General features: G+C 65.1%; 26 protein-coding genes and 1 pseudogene. 17 read left to right on the top strand and 10 right to left on the bottom strand.

The features are described from left to right. The first annotated feature begins 27 nt into the window (after window positions 1–27). The 3 genes from AC1D2F_RS17165 to AC1D2F_RS17155 all read left to right on the top strand — a co-directional run bounded on the left by AC1D2F_RS17165 (window position 28) and on the right by AC1D2F_RS17155 (window position 2,449). Window positions 28–411, top strand: coding sequence for a helix-turn-helix domain-containing protein (locus AC1D2F_RS17165; RefSeq protein WP_476967247.1), 384 nt, complete (start codon window positions 28–30; stop codon window positions 409–411). Between the two features lie 191 nt (window positions 412–602). Next, the gene (locus AC1D2F_RS17160; protein ID WP_229995127.1) at window positions 603–1,910 is read left to right on the top strand and encodes a cation:proton antiporter domain-containing protein; all 1,308 of its coding nucleotides are present in this window, start codon (window positions 603–605) and stop codon (window positions 1,908–1,910) included. Window positions 1,911–2,269: 359 nt separating this feature from the next. Then, the gene (locus AC1D2F_RS17155; RefSeq protein ID WP_229995128.1) at window positions 2,270–2,449 is read left to right on the top strand and encodes a hypothetical protein; all 180 of its coding nucleotides are present in this window, start codon (window positions 2,270–2,272) and stop codon (window positions 2,447–2,449) included. Window positions 2,450–2,547: 98 nt separating this feature from the next. Here the strand turns inward: AC1D2F_RS17155 and AC1D2F_RS17150 are convergent, their stop codons facing one another. Further along, window positions 2,548–3,354, bottom strand: a complete 807-nt coding sequence (locus AC1D2F_RS17150) for a diguanylate cyclase (RefSeq protein ID WP_476967246.1) — start codon at window positions 3,352–3,354, stop codon at window positions 2,548–2,550. Between the two features lie 345 nt (window positions 3,355–3,699). Between AC1D2F_RS17150 and AC1D2F_RS17145 the strand changes: the two genes are divergently transcribed. Beyond that, a complete protein-coding gene (locus tag AC1D2F_RS17145) occupies window positions 3,700–4,263 on the top strand; it encodes a CGNR zinc finger domain-containing protein (protein ID WP_476967245.1) in 564 nt (187 codons plus the stop codon). 191 nt (window positions 4,264–4,454) lie between these two features. Here AC1D2F_RS17145 and AC1D2F_RS17140 read toward each other — a convergent pair whose 3' ends face one another. Continuing rightward, window positions 4,455–4,841, bottom strand: coding sequence for a nuclear transport factor 2 family protein (locus AC1D2F_RS17140; RefSeq protein ID WP_229995136.1), 387 nt, complete (start codon window positions 4,839–4,841; stop codon window positions 4,455–4,457). 213 nt (window positions 4,842–5,054) lie between these two features. Here AC1D2F_RS17140 and AC1D2F_RS17135 point away from each other — a divergent pair, with 213 nt between their 5' ends. The 3 genes from AC1D2F_RS17135 to AC1D2F_RS17125 are packed head-to-tail and all read left to right on the top strand — an operon-like array spanning window position 5,055 to window position 6,473. Further along, window positions 5,055–5,471, top strand: coding sequence for a hypothetical protein (locus tag AC1D2F_RS17135; protein WP_476967244.1), 417 nt, complete (start codon window positions 5,055–5,057; stop codon window positions 5,469–5,471). 40 nt (window positions 5,472–5,511) lie between these two features. After that, on the top strand, window positions 5,512–5,868 hold the full coding sequence (locus tag AC1D2F_RS17130; protein WP_476967243.1) for a PEP-utilizing enzyme: 357 nt from the start codon (window positions 5,512–5,514) through the stop codon (window positions 5,866–5,868). Between the two features lie 20 nt (window positions 5,869–5,888). Beyond that, complete coding sequence (locus tag AC1D2F_RS17125) at window positions 5,889–6,473, top strand: hypothetical protein (protein WP_476967242.1); 585 nt, start codon at window positions 5,889–5,891, stop codon at window positions 6,471–6,473. A gap of 50 nt (window positions 6,474–6,523) precedes the next feature. Here AC1D2F_RS17125 and AC1D2F_RS17120 read toward each other — a convergent pair whose 3' ends face one another. Continuing rightward, on the bottom strand, window positions 6,524–7,690 hold the full coding sequence (locus tag AC1D2F_RS17120) for an MFS transporter (protein WP_476967241.1): 1,167 nt from the start codon (window positions 7,688–7,690) through the stop codon (window positions 6,524–6,526). A 163-nt stretch (window positions 7,691–7,853) separates the two neighbouring features. Continuing rightward, on the bottom strand, window positions 7,854–8,351 hold the full coding sequence (locus tag AC1D2F_RS17115; protein WP_229995141.1) for a winged helix-turn-helix transcriptional regulator: 498 nt from the start codon (window positions 8,349–8,351) through the stop codon (window positions 7,854–7,856). Between the two features lie 257 nt (window positions 8,352–8,608). On the opposite strand from AC1D2F_RS17115, the gene AC1D2F_RS17110 reads away from it, so the two are divergent. From AC1D2F_RS17110 to AC1D2F_RS17065, 10 genes are all read left to right on the top strand, one after another. Next, window positions 8,609–8,785: a hypothetical protein gene (locus AC1D2F_RS17110; RefSeq protein WP_476967240.1), complete on the top strand. Its 177-nt coding sequence runs from the start codon at window positions 8,609–8,611 to the stop codon at window positions 8,783–8,785. Between the two features lie 90 nt (window positions 8,786–8,875). After that, window positions 8,876–9,319, top strand: coding sequence for a VOC family protein (locus tag AC1D2F_RS17105; RefSeq protein ID WP_229995143.1), 444 nt, complete (start codon window positions 8,876–8,878; stop codon window positions 9,317–9,319). Then, window positions 9,316–10,752 (top strand): dihydrolipoyl dehydrogenase family protein, encoded by a 1,437-nt coding sequence (locus tag AC1D2F_RS17100; RefSeq protein ID WP_476967239.1) that lies wholly within the window; start codon window positions 9,316–9,318, stop codon window positions 10,750–10,752. The genes AC1D2F_RS17105 and AC1D2F_RS17100 overlap by 4 nt, the downstream gene beginning before the upstream one ends. A gap of 215 nt (window positions 10,753–10,967) precedes the next feature. Then, window positions 10,968–11,387 (top strand): DUF3040 domain-containing protein, encoded by a 420-nt coding sequence (locus AC1D2F_RS17095; RefSeq protein WP_476967238.1) that lies wholly within the window; start codon window positions 10,968–10,970, stop codon window positions 11,385–11,387. A gap of 50 nt (window positions 11,388–11,437) precedes the next feature. After that, the gene (locus AC1D2F_RS17090) at window positions 11,438–12,085 is read left to right on the top strand and encodes a TetR/AcrR family transcriptional regulator (protein ID WP_229995146.1); all 648 of its coding nucleotides are present in this window, start codon (window positions 11,438–11,440) and stop codon (window positions 12,083–12,085) included. A 157-nt stretch (window positions 12,086–12,242) separates the two neighbouring features. After that, entirely contained in the window at window positions 12,243–12,704 is a 462-nt protein-coding gene (locus AC1D2F_RS17085) for a carboxymuconolactone decarboxylase family protein (protein WP_364744251.1), read from the top strand. A gap of 173 nt (window positions 12,705–12,877) precedes the next feature. Further along, the gene (locus AC1D2F_RS17080) at window positions 12,878–14,140 is read left to right on the top strand and encodes an NYN domain-containing protein (RefSeq protein ID WP_476967237.1); all 1,263 of its coding nucleotides are present in this window, start codon (window positions 12,878–12,880) and stop codon (window positions 14,138–14,140) included. Window positions 14,141–14,212: 72 nt separating this feature from the next. Then, window positions 14,213–15,028 (top strand): arsenate reductase/protein-tyrosine-phosphatase family protein, encoded by an 816-nt coding sequence (locus AC1D2F_RS17075; RefSeq protein ID WP_476967236.1) that lies wholly within the window; start codon window positions 14,213–14,215, stop codon window positions 15,026–15,028. Between the two features lie 2 nt (window positions 15,029–15,030). Further along, entirely contained in the window at window positions 15,031–15,135 is a 105-nt protein-coding gene (locus AC1D2F_RS17070) for a VOC family protein (protein WP_476967235.1), read from the top strand. Beyond that, window positions 15,132–15,422 (top strand): VOC family protein, encoded by a 291-nt coding sequence (locus AC1D2F_RS17065; protein ID WP_476967234.1) that lies wholly within the window; start codon window positions 15,132–15,134, stop codon window positions 15,420–15,422. Before AC1D2F_RS17070 ends, AC1D2F_RS17065 begins: the two co-directional genes overlap by 4 nt. A 200-nt stretch (window positions 15,423–15,622) precedes the next feature. Here the strand turns inward: AC1D2F_RS17065 and purU are convergent, their stop codons facing one another. From purU to AC1D2F_RS17035, 6 genes and pseudogenes are all read right to left on the bottom strand, one after another. Further along, window positions 15,623–16,564, bottom strand: coding sequence for a formyltetrahydrofolate deformylase (gene purU, locus AC1D2F_RS17060; RefSeq protein WP_476967233.1), 942 nt, complete (start codon window positions 16,562–16,564; stop codon window positions 15,623–15,625). Next, window positions 16,561–18,027, bottom strand: coding sequence for a D-serine/D-alanine/glycine transporter (gene cycA / locus AC1D2F_RS17055; RefSeq protein ID WP_476967232.1), 1,467 nt, complete (start codon window positions 18,025–18,027; stop codon window positions 16,561–16,563). The genes purU and cycA overlap by 4 nt, the downstream gene beginning before the upstream one ends. After that, a complete protein-coding gene (locus AC1D2F_RS17050; protein WP_364744257.1) occupies window positions 18,017–18,853 on the bottom strand; it encodes a methylenetetrahydrofolate reductase in 837 nt (278 codons plus the stop codon). Before AC1D2F_RS17050 ends, cycA begins: the two co-directional genes overlap by 11 nt. 61 nt (window positions 18,854–18,914) lie before the next feature. Next, window positions 18,915–19,922: a lipoyl synthase gene (gene lipA / locus AC1D2F_RS17045; protein ID WP_476967231.1), complete on the bottom strand. Its 1,008-nt coding sequence runs from the start codon at window positions 19,920–19,922 to the stop codon at window positions 18,915–18,917. A gap of 13 nt (window positions 19,923–19,935) precedes the next feature. After that, complete coding sequence (locus tag AC1D2F_RS17040) at window positions 19,936–21,333, bottom strand: L-serine ammonia-lyase (RefSeq protein ID WP_476967230.1); 1,398 nt, start codon at window positions 21,331–21,333, stop codon at window positions 19,936–19,938. Window positions 21,334–21,423: 90 nt separating this feature from the next. Then, window positions 21,424–21,667 (bottom strand): annotated as a pseudogene (locus AC1D2F_RS17035) (serine hydroxymethyltransferase); the annotation flags it as partial.

Here is a 21,667-nt window from a genome sequence, read left to right as displayed (position 1 = left end):
CAATATCTGCTCCACCGGCACACCCCAGTGCCGGGCGATACTGGCGGACAGGCCTCCGCAGCCGGGCTTTTCGAGGACCATCGAATCCCGCTGAACCTCTTGAAAATCGGGGCCTTCATCGACGACAACGGGCTGGGGGATCTGGACGACATCGCACGGATCCAAGCCCACGACGCCGACCAGCAGACCGACTATCTTCAGACCCTGCGGGCCTACCTGACGTCGAACGGAAATATCTCCGCGATGGCCGCACGACTCCATGTGCACAACAACACCGTCCGGTACCGGGTGGGGCGCCTGGCCAAGGATTTTGGCCTCGATCTGGACGACCCTCAGCAGCGGCTCTGGCTCTGGCTGCGCCTGACAACCATGGACCTGGCTCCTAAAGCGACGCCGGCGGTGCAGGAGTAGGGCAGCATGGGGCTAAATTCTCTGGCGCAGTGTCGGGGAGAGGGGTTCACTGAACTGTAGGGAAAGTGAGCGCAGGGAACGTTTAGTGCGCTATGCGGCGGAGGGAGCGTGGTCCCCGTGGGCGGACCGATTCGGGTGCTGGAATGGGGCAACCCGCAAGCGGGGCGCACGGAAGCGAGCACAGAGCCGTCATGGAAATGACCGTCCTAGCCCTCATCACCGCCGCCCTGTTCGGGTGGGCGCTGGTGTCGGCGCGGCTGCAGCAGGCGGACCTGACCGCTCCGATGGTGTTCATTGCGGTCGGCGCGGCCCTCAACTGGTCCGGTCTGGTCGATGGCTCCGCGCCCCCGGAGGCTGTCACTCCGTTGGTCGAGATCACCCTGGTGTGGGTGCTCTTCTCCGACGCCGCCCGCCTGCCGCTCCAGCAGTTGCGCCGGGACGTCAGCCGGTATGTGCGGCTGCTGGGTGTCGGCCTGCCTCTGACGATCGTGTTCGGGTGGGCCCTGGCCGCCTGGTTCTTCCCCCACTTCGGGCTGTGGCTGGCCCTCCTCGTAGGCGCGGCGCTGGCCCCCACCGACGCCGCCCTCGGGGTCCCCGTGGTGACGAATCCGGTGGTGCCGTCGCGGATCCGCCAGCTGATCACCGTCGAGAGCGGCCTCAACGACGGCATCGCCACCCCGATCGTCATGGTCGCGATCGCCGGTGCAGCCGCCGCAGCAGGCCTGGAGAGCGCTGCCGCTCCCGGCAGCGCGGCCGTCGAGCTGCTCATCGGCGCCTGTGTCGGCGCAGCAACGGGTGCACTGGGCGGGTGGCTGCTGCAGCTGGCCCGCCGGCGCGGTATCGCCGCCGAGGACTTCGCCGGCATCGGAGTCCTTGCCCTGAGCCTGCTCGCCTACACCTCCGCCGTCGCCGTGGGCGGCAACGGATTCGTCGCCGCGTTCTGTGCTGGGCTGGCCTTCGGCACGTGCGCCGGTCACCGGGCCCCGGCCGCCCTGGTCTTCGTCGAACAGGTGGGCGGCCTGGCGTCACTGCTCGTGTGGCTGGCCTTCGGAGCCATCGCCGTTCCGACCATGCTTTCGCACTTCGTCCCCCTGACCATCTTGTATGCCGTGCTCAGCCTCACGGTGGTGCGCATGCTTCCGGTGGCACTGGCCTCGATTGGTGCCGGCCTCGACCGGAACACCATCCTGTTTGTGGGCTGGTTCGGTCCGCGCGGCCTCGCTTCCCTCGTGTTCGCACTGCTGGCGCTGGAAGCCGTCGGACCGGTGTCCGACGAGGCTGTGGGCGTCATCACGGCCACCGTGCTGCTCAGCGTCCTGGCGCATGGATTCAGCGCCGCGCCGTTGGCCGCCCGCTATGGACGGGCCGCCGCCGCAGCGGGACCAGAACCTGGCGGGCCAGTGCCGGTCACACCCGCACCTGCCCGGGGCCTGAGCCGCGTGCACGTGCACATGCATGTGCCCACTGTGCGGCTTTGGCCGAAACGGCCCCGGTCCTAGGCGCCGCTCGGCCATCCGCAATGAACCCGGGCCGCCGTCGTCTTTCGCGCCGACCGGGCAGCTGTGATCAGTCTCACGCGCCAATTTTCGCCATCTGGCTTGAGCCTCCCCTGCGACGCTGTGCACTATGGAAAGGCAAAGTGGGAAACAACGGTTCCCGCCCACGCAGCCCTGACGTTCCCTCCGACGCTACGCGTCCGCAGTGAGCTTGGGGCACCCATCCTGGTGGACGCAATGAGGCCAAACCGGTGAGCTCAAAGAGCTGCCCAAGGTCTCAGGCGTTCCTGGTTTGGCCCCACGGCGGCTCCGCATCGGTGCGGCAGCCGGACCTCCGGATTCATGAATGGAAGCACTGAACAATGACGTTTGAAACTGCCACCTCTGTAACCCACAAGCTCTGGGACCGCTCCACGATGCACCACGAGCTGGACGCACTGATCCACGAACACTCGGAGCGCCACAACACCGCCAAGAGCAACATCGCGGTGCACGCCAGCGGCCCGAACACCTTCACGCTCAGCCTCAACCAGGGAGCCTAAAGCCGGGTTCCAGGCAGCTGGCAATACCAAACGACGACGGCGGGAGCCACCTCCCGCCGTCGTTGTTGTGTATCAGTCCGTGTATCAGTCCCCGCAGGTCAACTGGCAGTCACCGCCCCACGCATCTCGGTCTTGATCCGGTACATGTCCTGATCGGCGGCCAAAAGCAGGGCCGTGGCCAGTTCCTTGTGTTCTGCCGCAGCAGCGTCCGCCCGAACGGCCGTTTCCGCCTGGCCAACGGACATGCCCAGCCGTAGCTCGCTTCCGGCGATGGTGACGGCGCCGGCCAGGCAGCTCTGGACCCGCCCGGCAACCGCCTCCAGCTCCCCCGGATGCTCCAGCCAGGGGATCAGGACAACGAACTCGTCCCCGCTGTACCGCGTCACGGTGTCCGCGCCGCGCACGGCCCCGGAAAGCATCAGGGCCACGTGTTCCAGGACCTGGTCTCCGGCCGCGTGGCCCAGGGTGTCATTCACCCGCTTGAAGTTGTTGACGTCGCAAAAGAGCACCCCTACGCGGTTCCGCTGTTCGCCGGCGCGGGCCAGGGCCGCCAGCAGGCTTTCCTCCAGATGCCGCCGGTTCGGCAGTCCCGTCAGCGGGTCGTGGAGCGCCCGATGGCGCGCTTCCTGCAGGAGCTTTGCGCGGTCCGCTTCGGCGTCCTCCACGTCAGCCAGCACCAGGCCCGCGGGGTCAACCCCGGCTGCACCCGTGAGGGTTGCCGCGCCGACCGCGCTCGACCCGTAGAGCTGCCGGGTGAAGTTCTCTGACGCGACGTTGCCGATGGTTTCCCTCCTCGCCCCGTCCTTGACCGCGCCGGCGGCCCTGCCGGGTGCATTGCTGCCTAAGGCGCAGCCGCTGGTGAGTACAACGCCGAGCAAGCCGACGGCAAGCATGTTTTTACGCAATTGCGTCTCTTTTCGTTGGTCCGCGTTGTACGACTAAAACCACCAGAAGTGGGCGTCTGGGATTTTCTCGCCGTACCGGAGCGGATGTCGCTCCCCTTCGGCGGTCCTCCCCACGCTCGATTTGGTCATGCTGGGTTTCTTCTCCCCTAATGCCGCCCTCTTTCGACGGAACAATGCGCGCATTGCGCAGAAGCGGCCGGTGGTTCGTTCCACACTGCGGTCAGGCATGGGATCTTCTTCCAGTTGAGGGGATGGGCTGCAATGACCATGAAGCCCTGCGGCCGGTCACTTGTTAAGCAGGTGACGATTTTTGCATTTGGAAGCGTCACCTGTCAAACTGGTGACATGAAACATTCATTCGTCTGCGGCAATCCGGCCCTCGACTTCGCCGCAACGGTGCGCTCACGGCTCGGGACACCGCTGGAGATGTTCTCGTCACCTGAGAGCCTGGACGCCTGGTTCCGCGAATCGGGCATTATCGACGGGGACACCCAATTTCAACCGGCCGACCTTGAGCAGGCCATCGTGATCCGGGAGGCCATCTACTCCCTCGTTCACACCAAAATAGCCGGGGATGACTACGACGGCGACGCCCTCTCCATCGTGAACGACGCCGCCCGCACACCGCCGGCCGTCCCGCAGCTCACGCCTGACGGGCGAGTGACGGAAGCGACCCCAATAGAGGCGCTGTCAACTGTGGCACGGCATGCCATCGAGGTCCTCAGCGGACCCGACGTGCCGCTGCTCAAGGAGTGCGCGAACCACGAGTGCACCCGGGTCTACATCGATCGGTCCCGGGGAGCGCGCCGGGAGTGGTGCGCCATGGACCCCTGCGGCAACAAGATGAAAGCTGCCGCCTACCGTGCCCGCAAAAGAGAAGAGAGGCTCGTCCCTGCAGCCGGAAAATAACCGTGGACGGCTACGGGCCGGTCGGCGACATCGGCCAGTATGAGAACATCTGGCGCATGGCCTACGTGCGCGGTCCGGAGGGGAATATCGTGTCCCTGGCCGAGCGGATCGACTGACCCGCCCTCACCCGAAGACGGTCCAGCCGCGCGGCACCTCGGATCTCTGAGGGCTCGGAAAGCTGATGGTAGTCCTTATTGGGCCGGCGGCACCCGCGCGTTCAGGGCCTCATTGACGGGGGCGAAGGCGACCCGGTCCAGGACAAGTTCGATCTCGCGGATTTTGCCTGCGTTGATGGTGAGCAACTCGATGCACCTCACGGCACCAGCAGCCGTATCGGTGATGAAGTCATACACGACGCAGGCACGGTCCTGCGCGGTGAAGACCTCCCGGATCCCATTGCGGACGAGGGCCGGGAGCAGGCGCTTGAGTGCCGTGGTCCATTCGGCCTTGTCGAGGGTCGTGCCGGCGAAAGTGGCTACAAGATCCTCACCGAGCAGGTTTTCAAGGGCTTCCATATCGTGGGAGCCAACGGCCTGGATGTAGGAGCGTGCGATCCCTTCGACGCTGGAGTCCGGCATGAGGGACCTTTCTTGAGCGGCGGAGAGGCTCCCTAAGGGGCCAAGGGCAAGCGAAGAATCCGCGGGTGGTCACATCGTTGCCCAGAAGCCTAGCGGCCGGGGCGTGGGACGGGAAGGTCCACGCGTCGCATCAACAAATTGTTGACAACACGATGTTGATGCCAGAAAGTGGTGGTGTCGGCGGGCGTAGAGCCGACGGGAACGGAGGCCGGAATGAACGAGATCAACGGAGCCGGTGGCGAGTCCCGCGATGCTGCAGAGGCTCTCCGCCAAAGCCAGGCGACGCGGGTGTTGCTGGACAGAGGCGCTTCCGAACTGCCGCCCAGGCCCTGGCTGGGTGAGCGGCAACCCCCTTCCGCGAGCGACCTGCTCCAGCACGTCCTGTGGCGGGCCAACGGGACCGGTAGCGGAGGGGCGGTGGATGGTCTGGACTTGCGGGCGGGCCTCACCCTTATTTCAGCCGCCCGGGCCGAGATGGATGGCCTGGAAACCGCGCTCCTGTTTCTGGCACGGGCCGAGGGGCTGACCTGGGCACAGATTGCGCAGAGCCTTGGTCTCCGCTCGGCGCAGGCGGCGCAGCAGAGACTCGACCGGCTGTCCGGCAGACCCGAGACGGGTGCGGTGGGCTGACATGGAATCTACCTCTCCGGCCAAAGCCGGGACAGAAAGTTTGGATCACGCCAGCGCCGTTCTCACCGGAATCGGCGCCAGCCCGGGTACCGCGTGCGGGACTGCGCGCACCGTTGAGAGCCTCGACCAATTCTCCGCGGTGGCCCCTGGCGACGTCCTGGTCTGCCGCACGACTGACCCCGCCTGGACACCGTTGTTCGGGGTGGTCGCTGCAGTCATCACGGAAACGGGCGGGATGCTTTCGCATGCCGCTATCGTCGCCCGCGAATACGGCATCCCCGCCGTGCTGGGGATAACGGACGCCCTGACCCGTATCACTGCCGGAACGACGCTCATGGTGGACGGAACTCATGGAACCGTCCACGGGAAACCGGCAAGTCCCGGAGCGGGTCCATGACGAGCCCGCAGCAATCATCAATGATGCTCACCCTCCACGCCTTGAGGCTGCTTGGCTTCGCTGACACTGGGTCAGTTGCAGAGCGGTTCGGCCAGGATCCGCACCACGCCGAACGACTCCTTATTGATGCCGGCGCGAAAGGGTGGGCGTTGCGCTCCTCATTCGGGGGAACCCGGGGCTGGTCCCTGACAGTCGCGGGCAGGACTGAAAACGAACGGCTCCTGGCGGCGGAACTGGACAGCACAGGCGGTTATGCAGTGGTCACGGCCGTGCACGCGAAGTTTGCACCGGTGAACGCCGACGTCGTGGCCGCCTGCAGCAAACTCCAACTCCACTGGCTCGCCGATGGATATCAGCCAAATGGTGGGATCGACGAGCAAACACATCAAACCTTCGCCCAGGCGGCGGCATCCCTAAGCGATCTGGAAGTCCGCCTGACCGCGGTGATATCGCGGTTCAGCGGATACGCGAAACGCCTCGAGCAAGCAGTGGCAAACGCAGCCACGGAACCGGCTTGGCTCACAGCCACAGACCGTGACTCCTTCCACCGCGTATGGTTCGAGTTGCACGAAGACCTCATCGCCACCCTCGGCATCGCGAGGTGAACACTCCATGCAGACCCAAGACCTGCTCTCCCTGTCACTCTGATCGCCCTTCACTCATGACGGCCGCGGCTGATGCCGAACTGCGAGATGAGGCTGATCAGCGCGAGGACGACAGTCGCGCCTCCATATCCGACAACCGTCGGCATGAGGCCCAGCGGGGCGGCGAGCTGGCCAGCGATGATGACGGGCAGGCCGAACGCGATGTAGGCGACAACGTAAATGGCTGCCACGATGCCCGCCCTCTGCTGGGGGCCGGCCAGCGGCATGATCAGGCGCAGTGATCCGGAAAAGGCTGCCCCGAAGCCGAGGCCCGTGATGACCAGCCCGGCGATCATGAGCGCAAGGCTTCCGGCGAGCACGCCGGTCACGACGCCGATGGTCCCGGCGATGGACGCGTAGATCCCAAGAGTCATACCGTTCCGAGGGCTAAGCCGCCCGAGGGCGACAGCCACGACAGCAGCAGTTGCCGGCGCAATGAAACCGCTGAGGCCGTTGACCAGGCCGCTGTTCAAGTGGAAGACGTTGCGTACGATTGTCGGCGCGAGTCCGAGGGACAGACCTGCGAGCATCCAGATTGCGGCTATCACGGGGGCGGCGGCGGCGAATTCTCTTCTGGCAGCCGGCGGAACGGAGATGCGCGGGATCAGGGAACGCAACGCTCCGGGTGTGCGGGTCACGCTCTCGGGAGAGAGCGCGACGACGACGATTCCCAGGACGGTCACGATGGCGAGGACGGCAAAGATGATCGTGTTCGCCTCGGGCGTGAACTGGATGGCGAACCCCGCAAGCAATGCGCCGACAGCGAGCCCTGCGGTCATGCCGACGCTGCCAAGGATGCTGCCCAGTTTCTTTCGGTTCGGCGGTGCGAGTTCGGCGAGGGCGGCTGTGAATGCGCTGGTGGCAGCGCCGGTGGCGAGGCCCTGCACGACGCGGGCGGCGATCACCCACCCGATGTCGGGCGCTGCCAGGAACATCAGGGTCGCCACGAGTTGAACGAAGAGTGCACCGATCAGCACGGGCCGCCGGCCTACATGGTCTGAGAGTGAACCGACAGTCAGCATGGCCGCAAGGAAGCCGATCGCGTAGACGGCGAACGCGAGGGTCAGAACCGCCGCGGGAAAGCCCCACCGCTCTTGGTAGAAAGCGAGCAGTGGCGTCGGCGCACCCGCCGCCAGGTACAGGCTGATGAAGGTGACCGCGCTCCCTGCGAAAGCCACCCCGGAAGGAAGCTTGGAGCGACGGGGAGCGGCCGGAGGACGAGTTTCGAGGGTTGTACTAGGCGACATTGAAAGGCTTCTGTTCTGCCGGCCAACGCTCTCCGGCAACGTAGTTGATTTGTATGTTGTGGTCCGGCGCCCGGGGCAGCGCGGCGCTGACTGATCAGGCGTGCCCCTGCTCGATCCAGTTGCCGTTTGCGGCAATTTCGAGATCGTCGAACCCGAGCTGCGCATCCGATTCGATATGGGGTCCGATAACGACTGGAATGTCCGTGCCGCGTTTCACGAGGCGCAACGGGCCGCCGTCGTCGGACTGCAAATACCGGTTGCCCCACTGCATCAGCGCGAACACCGCCGGCATGAGATCTGCACCCTTCGGCGTCAGGACGTACTCATAGCGCTTCCGCTTGCCCTCTTCCTGGTACGGACGCTTCTCGAAGAGGCCAATATCCGTAAGTTGCTTGAGCCGGGCGGACACTATGGCATCGGTGCCTTTTGTCCGTCGCACGAAGTCGTCGAATCGGGTGGTGCCGTAGATGGCCTCCCGCAGGATGAGCATCGATGACCGGGTTCCGATTATTTCCATCGTCATGGCGATGGAGCAGTTCTCCATCCGCCAGGCGCCCCGATCCTCGAGCGCGCCTTTGAGTTTGATTGACATCGACCCACCTGCCTAACTTCCAGTTGTAGTAGTTAGATTGTGGCGGCTGACTACCAAAATGTCAAGCTAGCTGAATGAAGGTTCCATCCAACGTCACCCTCTTGACAGGTGACGGAAATGCATGCCAATATCGTTACCAGTTGAACCGGTGACGCAGAAGTGGTTGCCGCATTCTTCAGCACTTCCCCCCAAGATCCCGCCCCCTCCCGGGCAGCGGAAGCACGTAGACCGTCAAACCCACTGAGAAGGAACCACAAATGGCGCAGACCACCACCGAGATACTGACAGACGCACTCAAGCAGGCCGCGGCTGCTCACGGCATCTACGAAGCCGAAGTCCTGGGCGGGGTGTACGACACCGAATGGCCGCAGTGGTACGCGGAACACATGACCCGCGCTCTCGCCGCGGCTGGGCACCGGCTCACCACCGGTTAGGGTCTCCGCCTCCCCGGGCAACCGGCGCAGCCTGTGGCCGTACAAAAACCACCAACCCACTCAGCAAACTCAACACAAAGGATTAACATCATGGATTTGAAGCTTGAAGTACTGTTCGTTCCCGTTTCCGACGTCGACCGGGCCAAGGCCTTCTACGAGTCGCTCGGATTCCGCGTCGATATCGACTACATCGCCAGCGAGGATTTCCGGGTGGCGCAGCTGACCCCTCCCGGGTCGGAAGCATCGATCATGATCGGCAAGAGCATCACCGCTGCCGCACCCGGATCACTCCAGAACCAGATTTTCGCCGTGAAGGACATCCTCGCGACCCGGGCCGACCTCGCTGAAAAGGGCGTCGACGTCTCCGAGGTATTCCACTACGCGAAGGGATTCATCTTCAACCTCGACAACCAGCACCGCGTTGCGGGCCCGCACCCGGAACGCGCCGACTACCAGTCCTTTGCCTCCTTCAGCGACCCGGACGGCAACAGCTGGCTTCTCCAGGAAATCAACACCCGGGCGCCCGGACGTTGAGCACCCACAGCGGTTCAGCAGAATACGACCTGATCGTGCTCGGCGGCGGCGCCGTGGGAGAGAACATCGCCGACCGCGCCGTCCAGGGCGGCCTGAGCGCCGTGATTGTCGAAAGCGAGCTCGTGGGGGGCGAGTGCTCCTACTGGGCATGCATGCCATCAAAGGCGCTGCTGCGCTCCGCCCAGGTGCTGCGGGCAGCCCGTCAGGTTCCCGGGGCCGCGCAGGCCGTGACCGGTGAACTCGACGTGCAGGCCGTGCTGGCACGGCGGGACTCGTTCGCCAGCAACTGGTCCGACAACGGCCAGGTGAGGTGGCTCGAAAGCGCCGGCATTGCCCTGGTGCGCGGTCAGGGCCGGCTCAGTGGCCCCAAGGAGGTCACTGTCACGGCCACGGACGGTTCGACGACGGTGCTCACCGCACGTCATGCCGTCTCCGTTGCCACGGGATCAGACGCGCTCCTGCCCGACATCGACGGACTCGCTGATGCCCGGCCGTGGACGAGCCGGGAGGCAACCAGCATCAGGACTGTTCCTGAAAGCCTGGCGATCATCGGCGGCGGCGTTGTTGCCACCGAGATGGCGACGGCTTTTGCAGCCTTTGGCACGGCGGTAACCCTGATCTCCCGCAGCGGGCTGCTCTCAGGCATGGAGCCGTTCGCTGGTGAGCTAGTTGCGGAAGCCCTCCGTGCGCAGGGTGTCCACGTCATTCTCGAGTCGAAAACCACCCGCGTCACCCGGGACGAAAGCGGCGTCACCCTCGAAACCGGGGACGGCAGGACCATCTCCGCCCAGGAGGTGCTCGTCGCGACGGGTCGTACACCCCGCACTGGAGATATAGGCCTCGATTCGATCGGCCTCAAGCCCGGGGCGTGGATCGAGACTGACGACACTATGCTGGTTCCGGGATTCGACTGGCTCTATGCTGCCGGCGACGTGACGAACCGGGCCCTGCTCACCCACCAGGGGAAGTACCAGGCCCGGGCGGCCGGTGACGTTATCGCCGCCCGCGCTTCCGGAGCAGCAGTATCGGACGCGCCATGGGGAACCCATGTGGCCACCGCCGACCACCAGGCGGTGCCGCAGGTCACCTTCACCGATCCCGAGATCGCGTCCGTGGGGCTCACCGCCGCGGCCGCACGGAAGAGCGGCTACGACATCAAGGTAGTCGACTACGAGATTGGGCACGTCGCCGGCGCCAGTGTGCGGGCCGACGGCTACACCGGCACCGCCCGGATGGTCGTTGACGAAGAGCGGAAAGTCGTTCTTGGCGTGACGTTCGTCGGCCCGGACGTGAGCGAACTGCTGCAGGCCGCGACAATCGCGGTCGTCTCAGAAGTACCGCTGGACCGATTGTGGCATGCGGTACCTGCCTACCCCACGGTCAACGAGGTCTGGCTCCGGCTTCTCGAAGGATACGGGCGCCCGCCCCGGTAACGTGCCCCCTCGGCGCTGCCTCTTGCGAGCGGCGCCTGCTCGCCCGGACGCCATGACAGTGCGTTTGTCCCAAGTCTGGCGACGGCGTCGTCTCCCCATCTGGCGGAGACGACACCGCCGTCGTCGGCCCTGTCCGCATCGCCTGACAAGACGACTTCACGGACCTCTGCGCCTGGGCTCCTCCCACTAAGTCCCTACCAAACGATCGGCACTCCATGTCCCACAGCCCCCTCTCGGAACACGAAAAAAGTTTGCTTGAGCAGCTCGAGAAGCAGTTCAAAGAGGACCACCCCACATTCGCCAAGGCGATGGAAGAATTGCCGACCCCTAACCGCTCTGCCCTCCACATCGTCGCCGGGGCAGTTACCGTGGTGGCTGGCTTTGTGCTCCTGCTGCTGGGCGCAGCGCTTCAGGGCCCCGTTCCGAACATCCTGGTCGGTGTCCTCGGTTTTGCCGTGATGATCGTCGGGGCGTTTCTCGCCATGAGGCACAGTTCGGTAGCCAAAAACAGAGCACTTGCGCCGACCTTTCAAAAACCGGAATCGGTCGAAAGGACAAAAGCGGGCAAGGATCGACGTCCCTTCAGGGACGCCTTCGGAGACTGGGCCTTGTGGGGCCTGTTTTGGTGGGTGTAAAGCTGAATCGGCGACAATCTGCGAAGCCATTGCGGGGAGAGGAGGACCGGATGCGCGTCCAAGGTGACGGGCCCACGTTGACTTCCCGTTCGAGCGGTGCGACCGCGAAGGTCGGTGGACCCACGACGGAAACTCGGCGTTCGGTGCTTCTGGCCACCGTGGATCTCATAGACCGGCTCAGCTACCCGTCGGTGACCATCGATGCGGTCGCGCGCGCATCCGGCGTCAGCAAGTCCACGATCTATCGGTATTGGCCCTCCCGACAGGCCCTCATCCTCGAGGCCTACACGTACAAGACCAACAAACTCACCATTGTGCCGGACACGGGGAACGCGATCGAGGACCTTCGGACGTACCTGATGAAGCTGGCCCACTGCCTGAACTTCGCCGGCGCTGCCTCCACCGTCTCGGGGTTGATCGTCGACGCGATTAACGATGACGAATTTGCCCAGCTGTATCGGGCAACCCTGTTGCAGGAGCGCCGGAAATCGTTGTTGGTCATCCTCCTCAAGGGCCAGCGCCGGGGACAGATCCGCAAGGAAGTGGACCTAGGAACCGCGATTGATGCGATCTACGGCGCAGTCCATCACCGCCTGCTCGTCAGCGGGCAGCGCATTGATGAGCCCTTCGTTGCGGCCCTGACCGACCTTGCACTGCGCGGAATCTCCACGGCGCACGCTCAAAGCCGAACGAAATAGCCTGCGAGTTTTCCTCTCTTTCGGGTGGAACGCTACCGGCAACTTCGTCCCACTTCTTTGGCGTCTGGTCACTCGACTTCGCAGACTGGACGAAGAGCCGAGGAAGCCCCCTTCACCGGACTTACCCAAGAACAGGATTGAAAAGAATATGTCTGTCATGACCCCTATCAACATCAACGTAGCCAAGGAACACTCGGAGTTGTACAAGGTGGCGATTGCGTTATCCGCACAGGCCGATGCTGCCGCCAAAGACGCAGGCCTGCCGGCATTGCTAATCGAACTGATAAAAATCAGGACCTCGCAGATCAATGGCTGCGCCTTCTGCATGCGCCTCCACACGGGCGACGCCATCAAGAAGGGCGAGACCAGTGAACGCCTCGCGGTCCTGCCGGCATGGCGGGAAACGTCCTACTTCACGGAGCAGGAACAGGCCGCGCTGAGCCTCAGCGAGTACGTCACCGGGATAGCCGACTCGCATGCGAACCGGCGCCTCTACGAGGAAGCTGTTGACTTCCTCACCCCACAGCAGGTCTCAGCGGTCACTTGGATGACGGTCGGCATCAATTCCTTCAACCGAATCGCCCTCACCAGTTCCTACCCGGTAGTACCCAAGGGATGACCGACGTCATTGATCCGGGTGGTCCCCAGCGGCGCTGAGAATCGCGCCGGCGTCCCGGGCCCGGTCCGCCGCACCGCTTACGACGGCGCGCCAGAAGGCCCAGAACCGCGACTGGCCGCCACAGTGAAGGTCACATCTGGTACGTCCCCCACTCTTGCTGGCACACTGAGCCGATGAGCGATCCTCTCCCCCAGTCCAGGCGGCCTGGCATCCGCGCCGCGATGTTCGTGGATTTCGACAACGTCTACACCGGCCTGATGGCCTTGGACCCGGCGGCCGCCAAGAGATTCGCTGAGGATCCCAAGCATTGGACGGAAGCGTTGGCCGCCGGCGGCGCGGGCGAGGAATCCCGGCGCTTCCTGATCCGCAACTGCTACCTCAATCCGGTGATCTACTCCAAGTACAGGCCGTACTGGACGCGTGCCGGCTTCCGTGTGATCGACTGCCCGTCCCTCACGCAGCGGGGCAAGTCCAGCACCGACATCAACCTGGTGCTGGACGCGATGGATGCCCTGTCCGGCGCGGCACATGTTGAGGAATTCTTCGTCGCGTCGGCGGACGCGGACTTCACGTCGCTGGTCCAGCGGTTCCGGGCAGCTGACCGCATGACGACGGTGATCGCGGCCGGCGCCGTGGCGTTCGCCTACCGGGAGATGGCCGACAGCGTGGTGGAGTCGCACGACTTCGTGGCAATCCTCAACGGGACCTCGGCCGAGATCCATGCCGTGGCATCTGTCCAGACGCAGCGGGCAGAAGGGGCTGTGAAGACGACCAAGTCCAAGGCCAYGACTCTCTCCGGCGCGGCCAAAGAGGTCTGCGACTTTGTCCGGACTGCCCCGGGCCCGGTTGTCGGGGCCATGGTGGCTCACCGGGCACTCACGGCCGATCCCTCGCTGAAGACCGACTGGGGCGGCTGGGGAAAGTTTGGTAGCTGGGTGGCACAGATCGGCCACGGCGTTGAATATTCCGCTGCGCGGGGTGGCTGGGTCTGGGACGCGCAGAGGTTTTCCGGCGACGATCTGCCCGCCGAGGCTGAGGACGGGMCCGGCATCGAGGAACGGGTTGCCCGGGTCACTGATGTGCCTGCACTCTCCGCCGCCCAGTTCCGTCAACTGCTCGAGGCCATGGCGGCCAGGCTCCATGAGCAGCCGGTCACTCGAAACGAGCTGTCCCGCGTGGTCCGGGACGACTGCGTTGCGGCCGGGCAGCCGGTATCCCGCTCGGCCGTCAACTTTGTGATCCAGGGCGTGGTGTACGCGGGAGGTTCCCTCTCCGAGGAAATGACGGCCCAGGAACTCGCCGCCGCATGGGCCAGAAACGTGGAAGAGCTGTGCCGGCTTGCCCTCATGGAGTTCGACGACGCCGAGAAGCTCGCGCTCAGGCGCTGGGCCGGCGGCGGGCTGCTGGAGTCCGGCCCAGGCGACTCCCGGGCATAGCGCTGCGTCCCGCCCTCAGATAGATCAATCAAACCTCTTTGATCGATCTATCTGAATTGATAGAATTGTGGCGTGAGCCACACCATATCCCCAGAGGATCAGGCGGCGCCGGAATTCCTCCGCCTGGCTGGACACCCCGTGCGGTGGCAGCTGCTGGGCGAGCTGGCCCGCAGCGACCGGCAGGTGCGCGAACTAACGGCGCTGGTGGGTCAGAGGCAGAGCCTGACCTCCTACCATCTTGGCCAACTGCGCGCAGCCGGTCTGGTGACCATGCGGCGCAGCTCGGCTGACGGACGTGACACGTACTGCAGCCTCAACCTGGCTGCCTATCGCGAACGGCTTGCCGCATCCGCCGCGGCGCTTCACGCCGGCCTGCGGCTGGTCCCGGCTGAGCTGGCACTGCCCGCGGACGGTCTTGGGGGACCGCCGGGTCAGTCACGCGCGCAGTCACCCGTTCGGGTGCTGTTCCTGTGCACGGGCAACAGCGCCCGCTCCCAGATGGCCGAGGCGATCCTGGGGCGCCTGGGCGGCTCACGGGTCGAAACCGCCAGCGCCGGCAGCCACCCCAAAGACCTGCACCCCAACGCCGTGCGCGTGATGGGTGAGCGTGGCATGGACATCAGCGGCGCCCGCTCCAAGCATCTGAGTGAGTTCGCCGAGCAGCGCTTCGACTATGTGATCAGCCTTTGTGACCGCGTGCGGGAAGTGTGCCCGGACTTCCCGGGGGCGCCGGCGATGGTGCATTGGAGCATCCCCGATCCGGCGGCCGAGGCAGCCAGTCAGGACAGTTATCCGGCGTTTGTTCGCACCGCAGAGGAACTGAACACGCGGATCCAGTTCCTGCTTTACGCAATCGAAAACTCCCAAACGAGTTCGGAAAGGAGCTAGAAATGCCCAACGACCTTACGGAACTGGTCAGCGTCCGATACATGGTGGCCGACGTAGATGCGGCGGTCGACTTCTATACAAAGCACCTCGGTTCACCCTCAGGATGAGCGCTGCACCGGCGTTCGCCGACGTCACCCGCGGCCGGCTGCGGCTCCTCCTGAGCGGGCCAAGCAGCTCGGCAGGCCGGCCCATGCCGGACGGCGCGGTGCCAGCGCCGGGAGGATGGAACCGGATCCACCTCATCGTGGGCGATATCGCGGCCGAAGTGCACCGGCTGCGCGCAGCGGGCCTCACGTTCCGGAACGACATCGTCACCGGCCCAGGCGGACAGCAGATCCTGCTGGAAGATCCGTCCGGCAACGTAGTCGAGTTGTTCCAACCCGCCGGCCAATAGCGGCCAGCGGACGACGCCGGGCCCTCCCGCCGTCGTCCGCTTTCGTTTAGTCAGTTTCCATAGGACAGTGCCTGCGACAGGATGACTGCCAACAGGGCACCGGCTGTGAGAATGACAGCCCAGGTTTCCCTGCGCAACCGCCGATCGGCGCGCTTCCGGTGCGATGACTCGCAGCGCGGCACATTTGTCGGTTTCATGGCCTACCGCAAAATGACGGTGCGGTTGCCGAGCAGCAGAATCCTGCCTTCACAGTGCCAGCGGACGGCGTTGCGGAGTGCCGCGCATTCGGCGTCCTGGCCCACCGCCACCAGGGCATCGGCGGTGTACGTGTGGTCCACGTCGATGACCTGCTGGGAAATGATCGGGCCCTCGTCGAGTTCGGCGTTGACGTAGTGGGCCGTGGCGCCCACGGTCTTGACGCCACGGTCGTAGGCCTGGTGATACGGCTTCGCGCCTTTGAAGCTGGGCAGGAACGAGTGGTGGATGTTGATGGTCCGTCCTGCCAGCTGGGCCGAGAGCTCATCGCTCAGGACCTGCATGTACCGGGCCAGCACCACGAGTTCCACGTCGAAGGCGTCCACCAGCTCCATTAGCCGGGCCTCTGCCTCGGGCTTGGTGTCCTTGGTGACTGGCAGGTGGAAGAACGGGATGCCGTGCCACTGGACCAGGCCCTCCTGGTCGCGGTGGTTGGACACCACGGCCACGATCTCCACCGGGATGTCGCCGGTGCGCGCCCGGAACAGTAGATCGTTGAGGCAGTGGCCCATTTTGGACACCATGACCAGGACGCGGCGTTTGCGGCCGTGCGGTTCCAGCTGCCAATTCATCTCCCACTTCTCGGCCACAGGCGTGAAGTCGCGGCGCAGGTCCTCGGTGCTGAAGGACTCCTGGCGCGAGGAGGAGTCTGAGGAGGAGTCGGAGGAGGAACCCGAGGAAAAGTGGACGCGCATAAAGAAGTGCCGTTGCCCCTTGTCCCCGTACTGCTTGATGTCCAGGATGTCGCAGCCGTGGTCGAGCAGGAATCCCGAGACCGCGTGGACGATGCCCGGCGACTCCGCACAGTCGACGGTCAGGACATGCTCTGCCGTGGCAGCGGGTTCCGCAGGTGCAGGGTCGGGGCTGTTTGGGGTCTGTGCGGTCATTTCTGGACCTTCTCAAGCTCTCGTGCAACAGCTGATGCCTCTTCCTGCGCGAGCTCGGCCTGGAACCGTGAATAACGGGCCAGGTGGGCGGGACGCCGGCGCAGCACGAACCACGCGGTGCCGAGCAGAACGAACCAGACCGGCGTGACCAGGAGCGCCAGAAGCGTGTCCGGCTGCGTGGTCAGCGCCCAGAGAACGAAGGCGAAGAACGCGAAGACCACGCAGACCATGGGGATTCCGCCCGGCATCTGGAACTTGGACGCCTCATGCAGGTGCGGGCGGCGGCGGCGGAAGGCCAGGTAACTGGCCAGGATGATGGACCAGACGAACACGAAGCAGACGGCGGACACGGTGGTCACCATGTCGAAGGCCTTGCCGATGTCCTGTCCGGCGTACATCAGGACCACACCGGAGAGCAGGAGGACGCAGGAGAGGAACAGGGCGTTCTGCGGGACCTTCCGCCGGGACAGGCTGCTGAAGACCGACGGCGCGTCGCCCTCCTGCGCCAGCCCGTAGACCATGCGCGAGGTGGAGTAGATGCCGGAGTTGGCCGAGGACATGGCCGAGCTGAGCACCACCAGGTTTACGATCGTTGCCGCAGCTCCGAGCCCTGCCAGGGAGAACATGGCGATGAACGGGCTGTGGCCTGCTTGGAACTGGGTCCAGGGAGTGACAGACATCAGGATGATCAGGGCGCCCACGTAGAAGAGCAGCACGCGGATGGGGATGGAGTTGATGGCCTTCGGCAGGCTCTTCTCCGGGTCCTTGGCCTCCGCGGCGGTGGTGCCCACCAGCTCAATGCCCACGAAGGCGAACACTGCGATCTGGAAGCCGGCCACAAAACCCATGAACTCGTTCGGGAAGAAACCGCCGTGGCTCCACAGATTCGTGAAGCTGGCAGGGCCGGCGTCGGACTGGAAACCGCTGAAGATCATGAACAGACCCACCACGATGAGCGCCGCGATCGCGATGATCTTGATCAGCGCGAACCAGAACTCCGTTTCGCCGAACGCCTTCACCGTGGTGAGGTTCAGTAGCAGGAGGATGGCCACGGTGGCCAGGCCCGGGATCCACAGCGGCAGCCCCGGCCAGAGTTCCTCGGAGTAGCCTGCGATGGCGATGACGTCCGCGATTCCCGTGATCACCCAGCAGAACCAGTAGGTCCATCCGGTGAAGAAGCCGGCCCAGGGCCCGAGGAGATCCGCCGCGAAGTCGCTGAAGGATTTGTAGTTCAGGTTGCTTAGCAGGAGCTCGCCCATGGCCCGCATCACGAAGAACAGCATGAAGCCGATGATCATGTAGACGAAGATGACAGAGGGTCCGGCCGCGGAGATGGTTTTGCCCGAGCCCATGAACAGGCCGGTGCCGATGGCGCCGCCAATGGCGATCAGCTGGATGTGCCGATTGCTGAGCTGCCGCTCAAGATGCGGTTCCTGCTGGGAAGGTACGGTTTCAGTTGTCACGTGCTGCTCCTCGAATCAATGCTGTCTGGAGTGCTGCTGAGATGGGCGCCTGACCCGGTCCGCCGGGAACAGAGTCAAGGCTGTTGAAGCTGTAGAGGTGGATGCCCGCGAGATTGCCAGGCTGGCTTTCCAGCCCGGACACCAGGCTTTGCGGGGAGTAGCGGTCGCCGCTCAGGAGCTTGCGCGCCAGTGGGCCCTTCCGGCTGAGGAACTTCAGGGAACTTCCGACGCCGATCTGCGTCGCCAGGGAGACCAGTTTGGTCCGGGGCACGGACCCCGCCACCCCGGCCCAGACGGGCAGCTCGACGCCTTCGCGGCGCAGCAGCGCCGCATAGTCAAGGATTTTCTCCGGGGCGAAGCACATCTGGGTCACAACGTGCGAGGCCAGGTGCTGCTTTGCCAGGAGCGCGTCCAGCATGTCCACGGGGCCGGCGGAGGGGTGGCCCTCCGGGTAGCCCGCAATGCCTGCCCGCACGAACCCGCCGGAGTACTGCGCAATATCCTCCAGCAGAGGAAGGGCGGACTCATACGGGCCGGCCGGCTGCTTCCGGTCCCCGCCGATGACAAACACCTCGCGGATGCCGGCAGCATCACAGTCGCGGAGGATTCCGGTCAGCTCGGCCCGGTCACGCAGGCTGCGCGCGGCGAGGTGCGGGATGACGGTGTAGCCCAGCACACCAAGCTGCACGGCAGTGCGCATGGTCCGCTCGATGCCGTGATGGGGCAGGCAGGTCACCGTGAGCGTGGTGGTCAACGGCACCAGGTCCGTGACCCGCTCAACGATTCCCTCGGAAGGGATGATTTCTATTCTGATGGGGAACATCATTGGTCCTCTCAATGCATCAGGTTTTTGGGCATCAGGTTTTTGGGCATCAGGGTTGGGTTGTTCAGGCCGTAGCCGCCAGCAGTGAGCTGGCTTCCTGGCGGGTGCTGCCGGAGCTTTCGATGTGGGCGAGTTCGGCCGGGATTTCCCAGCCCTTCTTGCGCATCGCGGTGGCCCAGAGCCGGCCGGCGCGGTAGGAGGAGCGCACCAGGGGCCCGGACATGACGCCGAGGAAGCCGATCTCGTCCGCTTCGTTYTGCAGGTCCACGAATTCCTGCGGCTTGACCCAGCGGTCCACCGGGAGGTGGCGTTCGGAGGGGCGGAGGTACTGGGTGATGGTGATCAGGTCGCAGCCGGCCTCGTGCAGGTCCCGSAGSGCCTCGGAGATTTCCTCGCGGGTCTCGCCCATGCCCAGGATCAGGTTGGACTTGGTCACCATGCCGAGCCTGCGGCCCTGGGTGATGACGTCCAGGGAGCGYTCGTAGCGGAACGCCGGGCGGATCCGYTTGAAGATCCGGGGCACGGTTTCGACGTTGTGGGCGAAGACCTCGGGCTTGGAGTCGCAGATCGCCGCGATRTGTTCGGGCTTGCCGGAGAAATCGGGGATCAGCAGYTCGACGCCGGTGCCCGGGTTCAGTTCGTGGATCTTGCGGACCGTCTCGGCGTAGAGCCAGACGCCCTCGTCGGCGAGGTCGTCGCGGGCCACGCCGGTCACGGTGGCGTAGCGCAGCTGCATKGCCTGGACCGAGCGGGCCACCTTGGTGGGYTCGAACATGTCCACGGGCGAGGGCTTGCCGGTGTCGATCTGGCAGAAGTCGCAGCGCCGGGTGCATTCGGAGCCGCCGATCAGGAAGGTCGCTTCCTTGTCTTCCCAGCATTCGAAGATGTTCGGGCAGCCGGCCTCTTCACAGACGGTGTGCAGGCCTTCCTTCTTGACGAGGTTCTTGAGCTGGACGAACTCCGGGCCCATCTGGACCTTGGCCTTGATCCATTCCGGCTTCCGTTCCACCGGTGTGGCCGCGTTTCGCTGCTCAATGCGCAGCATCTTCCGGCCTTCTGGTGCCAGTGTCATAGTTCTCTTTCCTTCAGCATTCGACGACGTTGACGGCGAGGCCGCCCATGGCCGTTTCCTTGTATTTGGAGCTCATGTCCTTGCCGGTTTCCCGCATGGTCACGATGACCTCGTCGAGGGAGACCCGGTGCGTGCCGTCGCCCCAGAGCGCCATCTTGGCGGCGTTGATGGCCTTGGCGGCGGCGATCGCGTTCCGTTCGATGCACGGGACCTGGACCAGCCCGCCGATCGGGTCGCAGGTCAGGCCCAGGTTGTGCTCCATCGCGATTTCCGCGGCGTTCTCCACCTGYKSSGGCGTGCCGCCCATGACCTCGGCCAGGCCGGCGGCCGCCATCGAGGACGCCGAACCCACCTCGCCCTGGCAGCCGACCTCCGCGCCGGAGATCGAGGCCTGCTCCTTGTAGAGCACCCCGATCGCGGCCGCGGTCAGCAGGAACTTSACCACCACATCGTCCCGGTCGGCCTGGGTGGCCTGGTCCATGCCGGGGGCGAAGTGCAGCGCGTAGTARAGCACGGCCGGGATGATGCCGGCGGCGCCGTTGGTGGGGGCGGTGACCACCCGCCCGCCCGAGGCGTTTTCCTCATTCACGGCCAGCGCGATCAGGTTGACCCATTCCTGCCAGTACTTCGGGTCCCGGTCCTTGTCCTCCTTCAGRAGCCGCTCGTGCCAGTCGGGCGCGCGGCGGCGGACCTTGAGCCCGCCRGGCAGCAGCCCGGTGCGYTTGAGGCTGACCTCGACGCAGCCTTCCATCACCGAGTARATGTGCAGCAGRCCCTCCCGGATCTCCGCCTCGGTGCGGGAGGCGCGCTCGTTGACCAGCATGATCTCGCCGATCGAGAGGCCCTGGGACCGGCAGTGTTCCAGCAGTTCGGCCGCCGTGCGGAACGGCAGCGGCAGTTCCTTCTTSGAYKCGTCGAGTTCCTTCAGGGCCGCGTCCTCCTCGCCCTCGCGGACAATGAAGCCGCCGCCGACGGAGAAGAACGTGGCGCTGTGCAGGGTTTCRCCCCCGGCGTCGGAGACGGTGAACGTCATCCCGTTGGTGTGCCGGGGCAGGATGGTCAGCGGCCGCAGGACCATGTCCTTCACCCCGTACGGCAGGGGCACGGATCCGGCCAGCTGCAGSGTGCCGGTCCCGGCGATSGCGGCCAGCCGGTCCTCCACTTCCTCGGGGAGGATCTGCTCGGGATGGAAGCCCTCGAGCCCGAGCAGGATGGCGGTCATGGTGCCGTGGCCGTGGCCCGTGGCGGCGAGCGAGCCGTAGAGGTCSACCCGCAGCGACGCCACCTCTGCCACCTTGCCGAGGGACTTGAGTTCTTCGGCAAACACGGCGGCGGCCCGCATGGGACCCACGGTGTGGGAACTGGATGGTCCTATTCCGATGGAAAAAAGGTCAAAGACTCCAACAGCCATTGTCGGTTCCTCACTTGGTCATGCTTCAAATGTCGGTGGTTGAGCCCGTCAAACCCCCAATGCATCGACGGGCTCAACTACCGGGACGGGCTATAGGGCAGGGTAGAGCGGGTGGGCGGCGGCGAGGGCCTCCACCCGGGTGCGCAGGCCGGAGAGGTCCGCGCCGGCGTCGGCGGTCAGGGCCTCGGCGATGATGTCCGCGACCTCGGCGAAGGCCGCCTCGCCGAAGCCGCGGGTCGCCAGCGCCGGGGTGCCGATCCGCAGCCCGGAGGTCACCATCGGCGGGCGCGGGTCGAACGGGACGGCGTTGCGGTTGACCGTGATGTCGATGGCC

The sequence above is a fragment of the Arthrobacter sp. P1_B3 genome (assembly GCF_056406615.1).
This window is presented reverse-complemented; position numbering and strand designations above follow the sequence as displayed.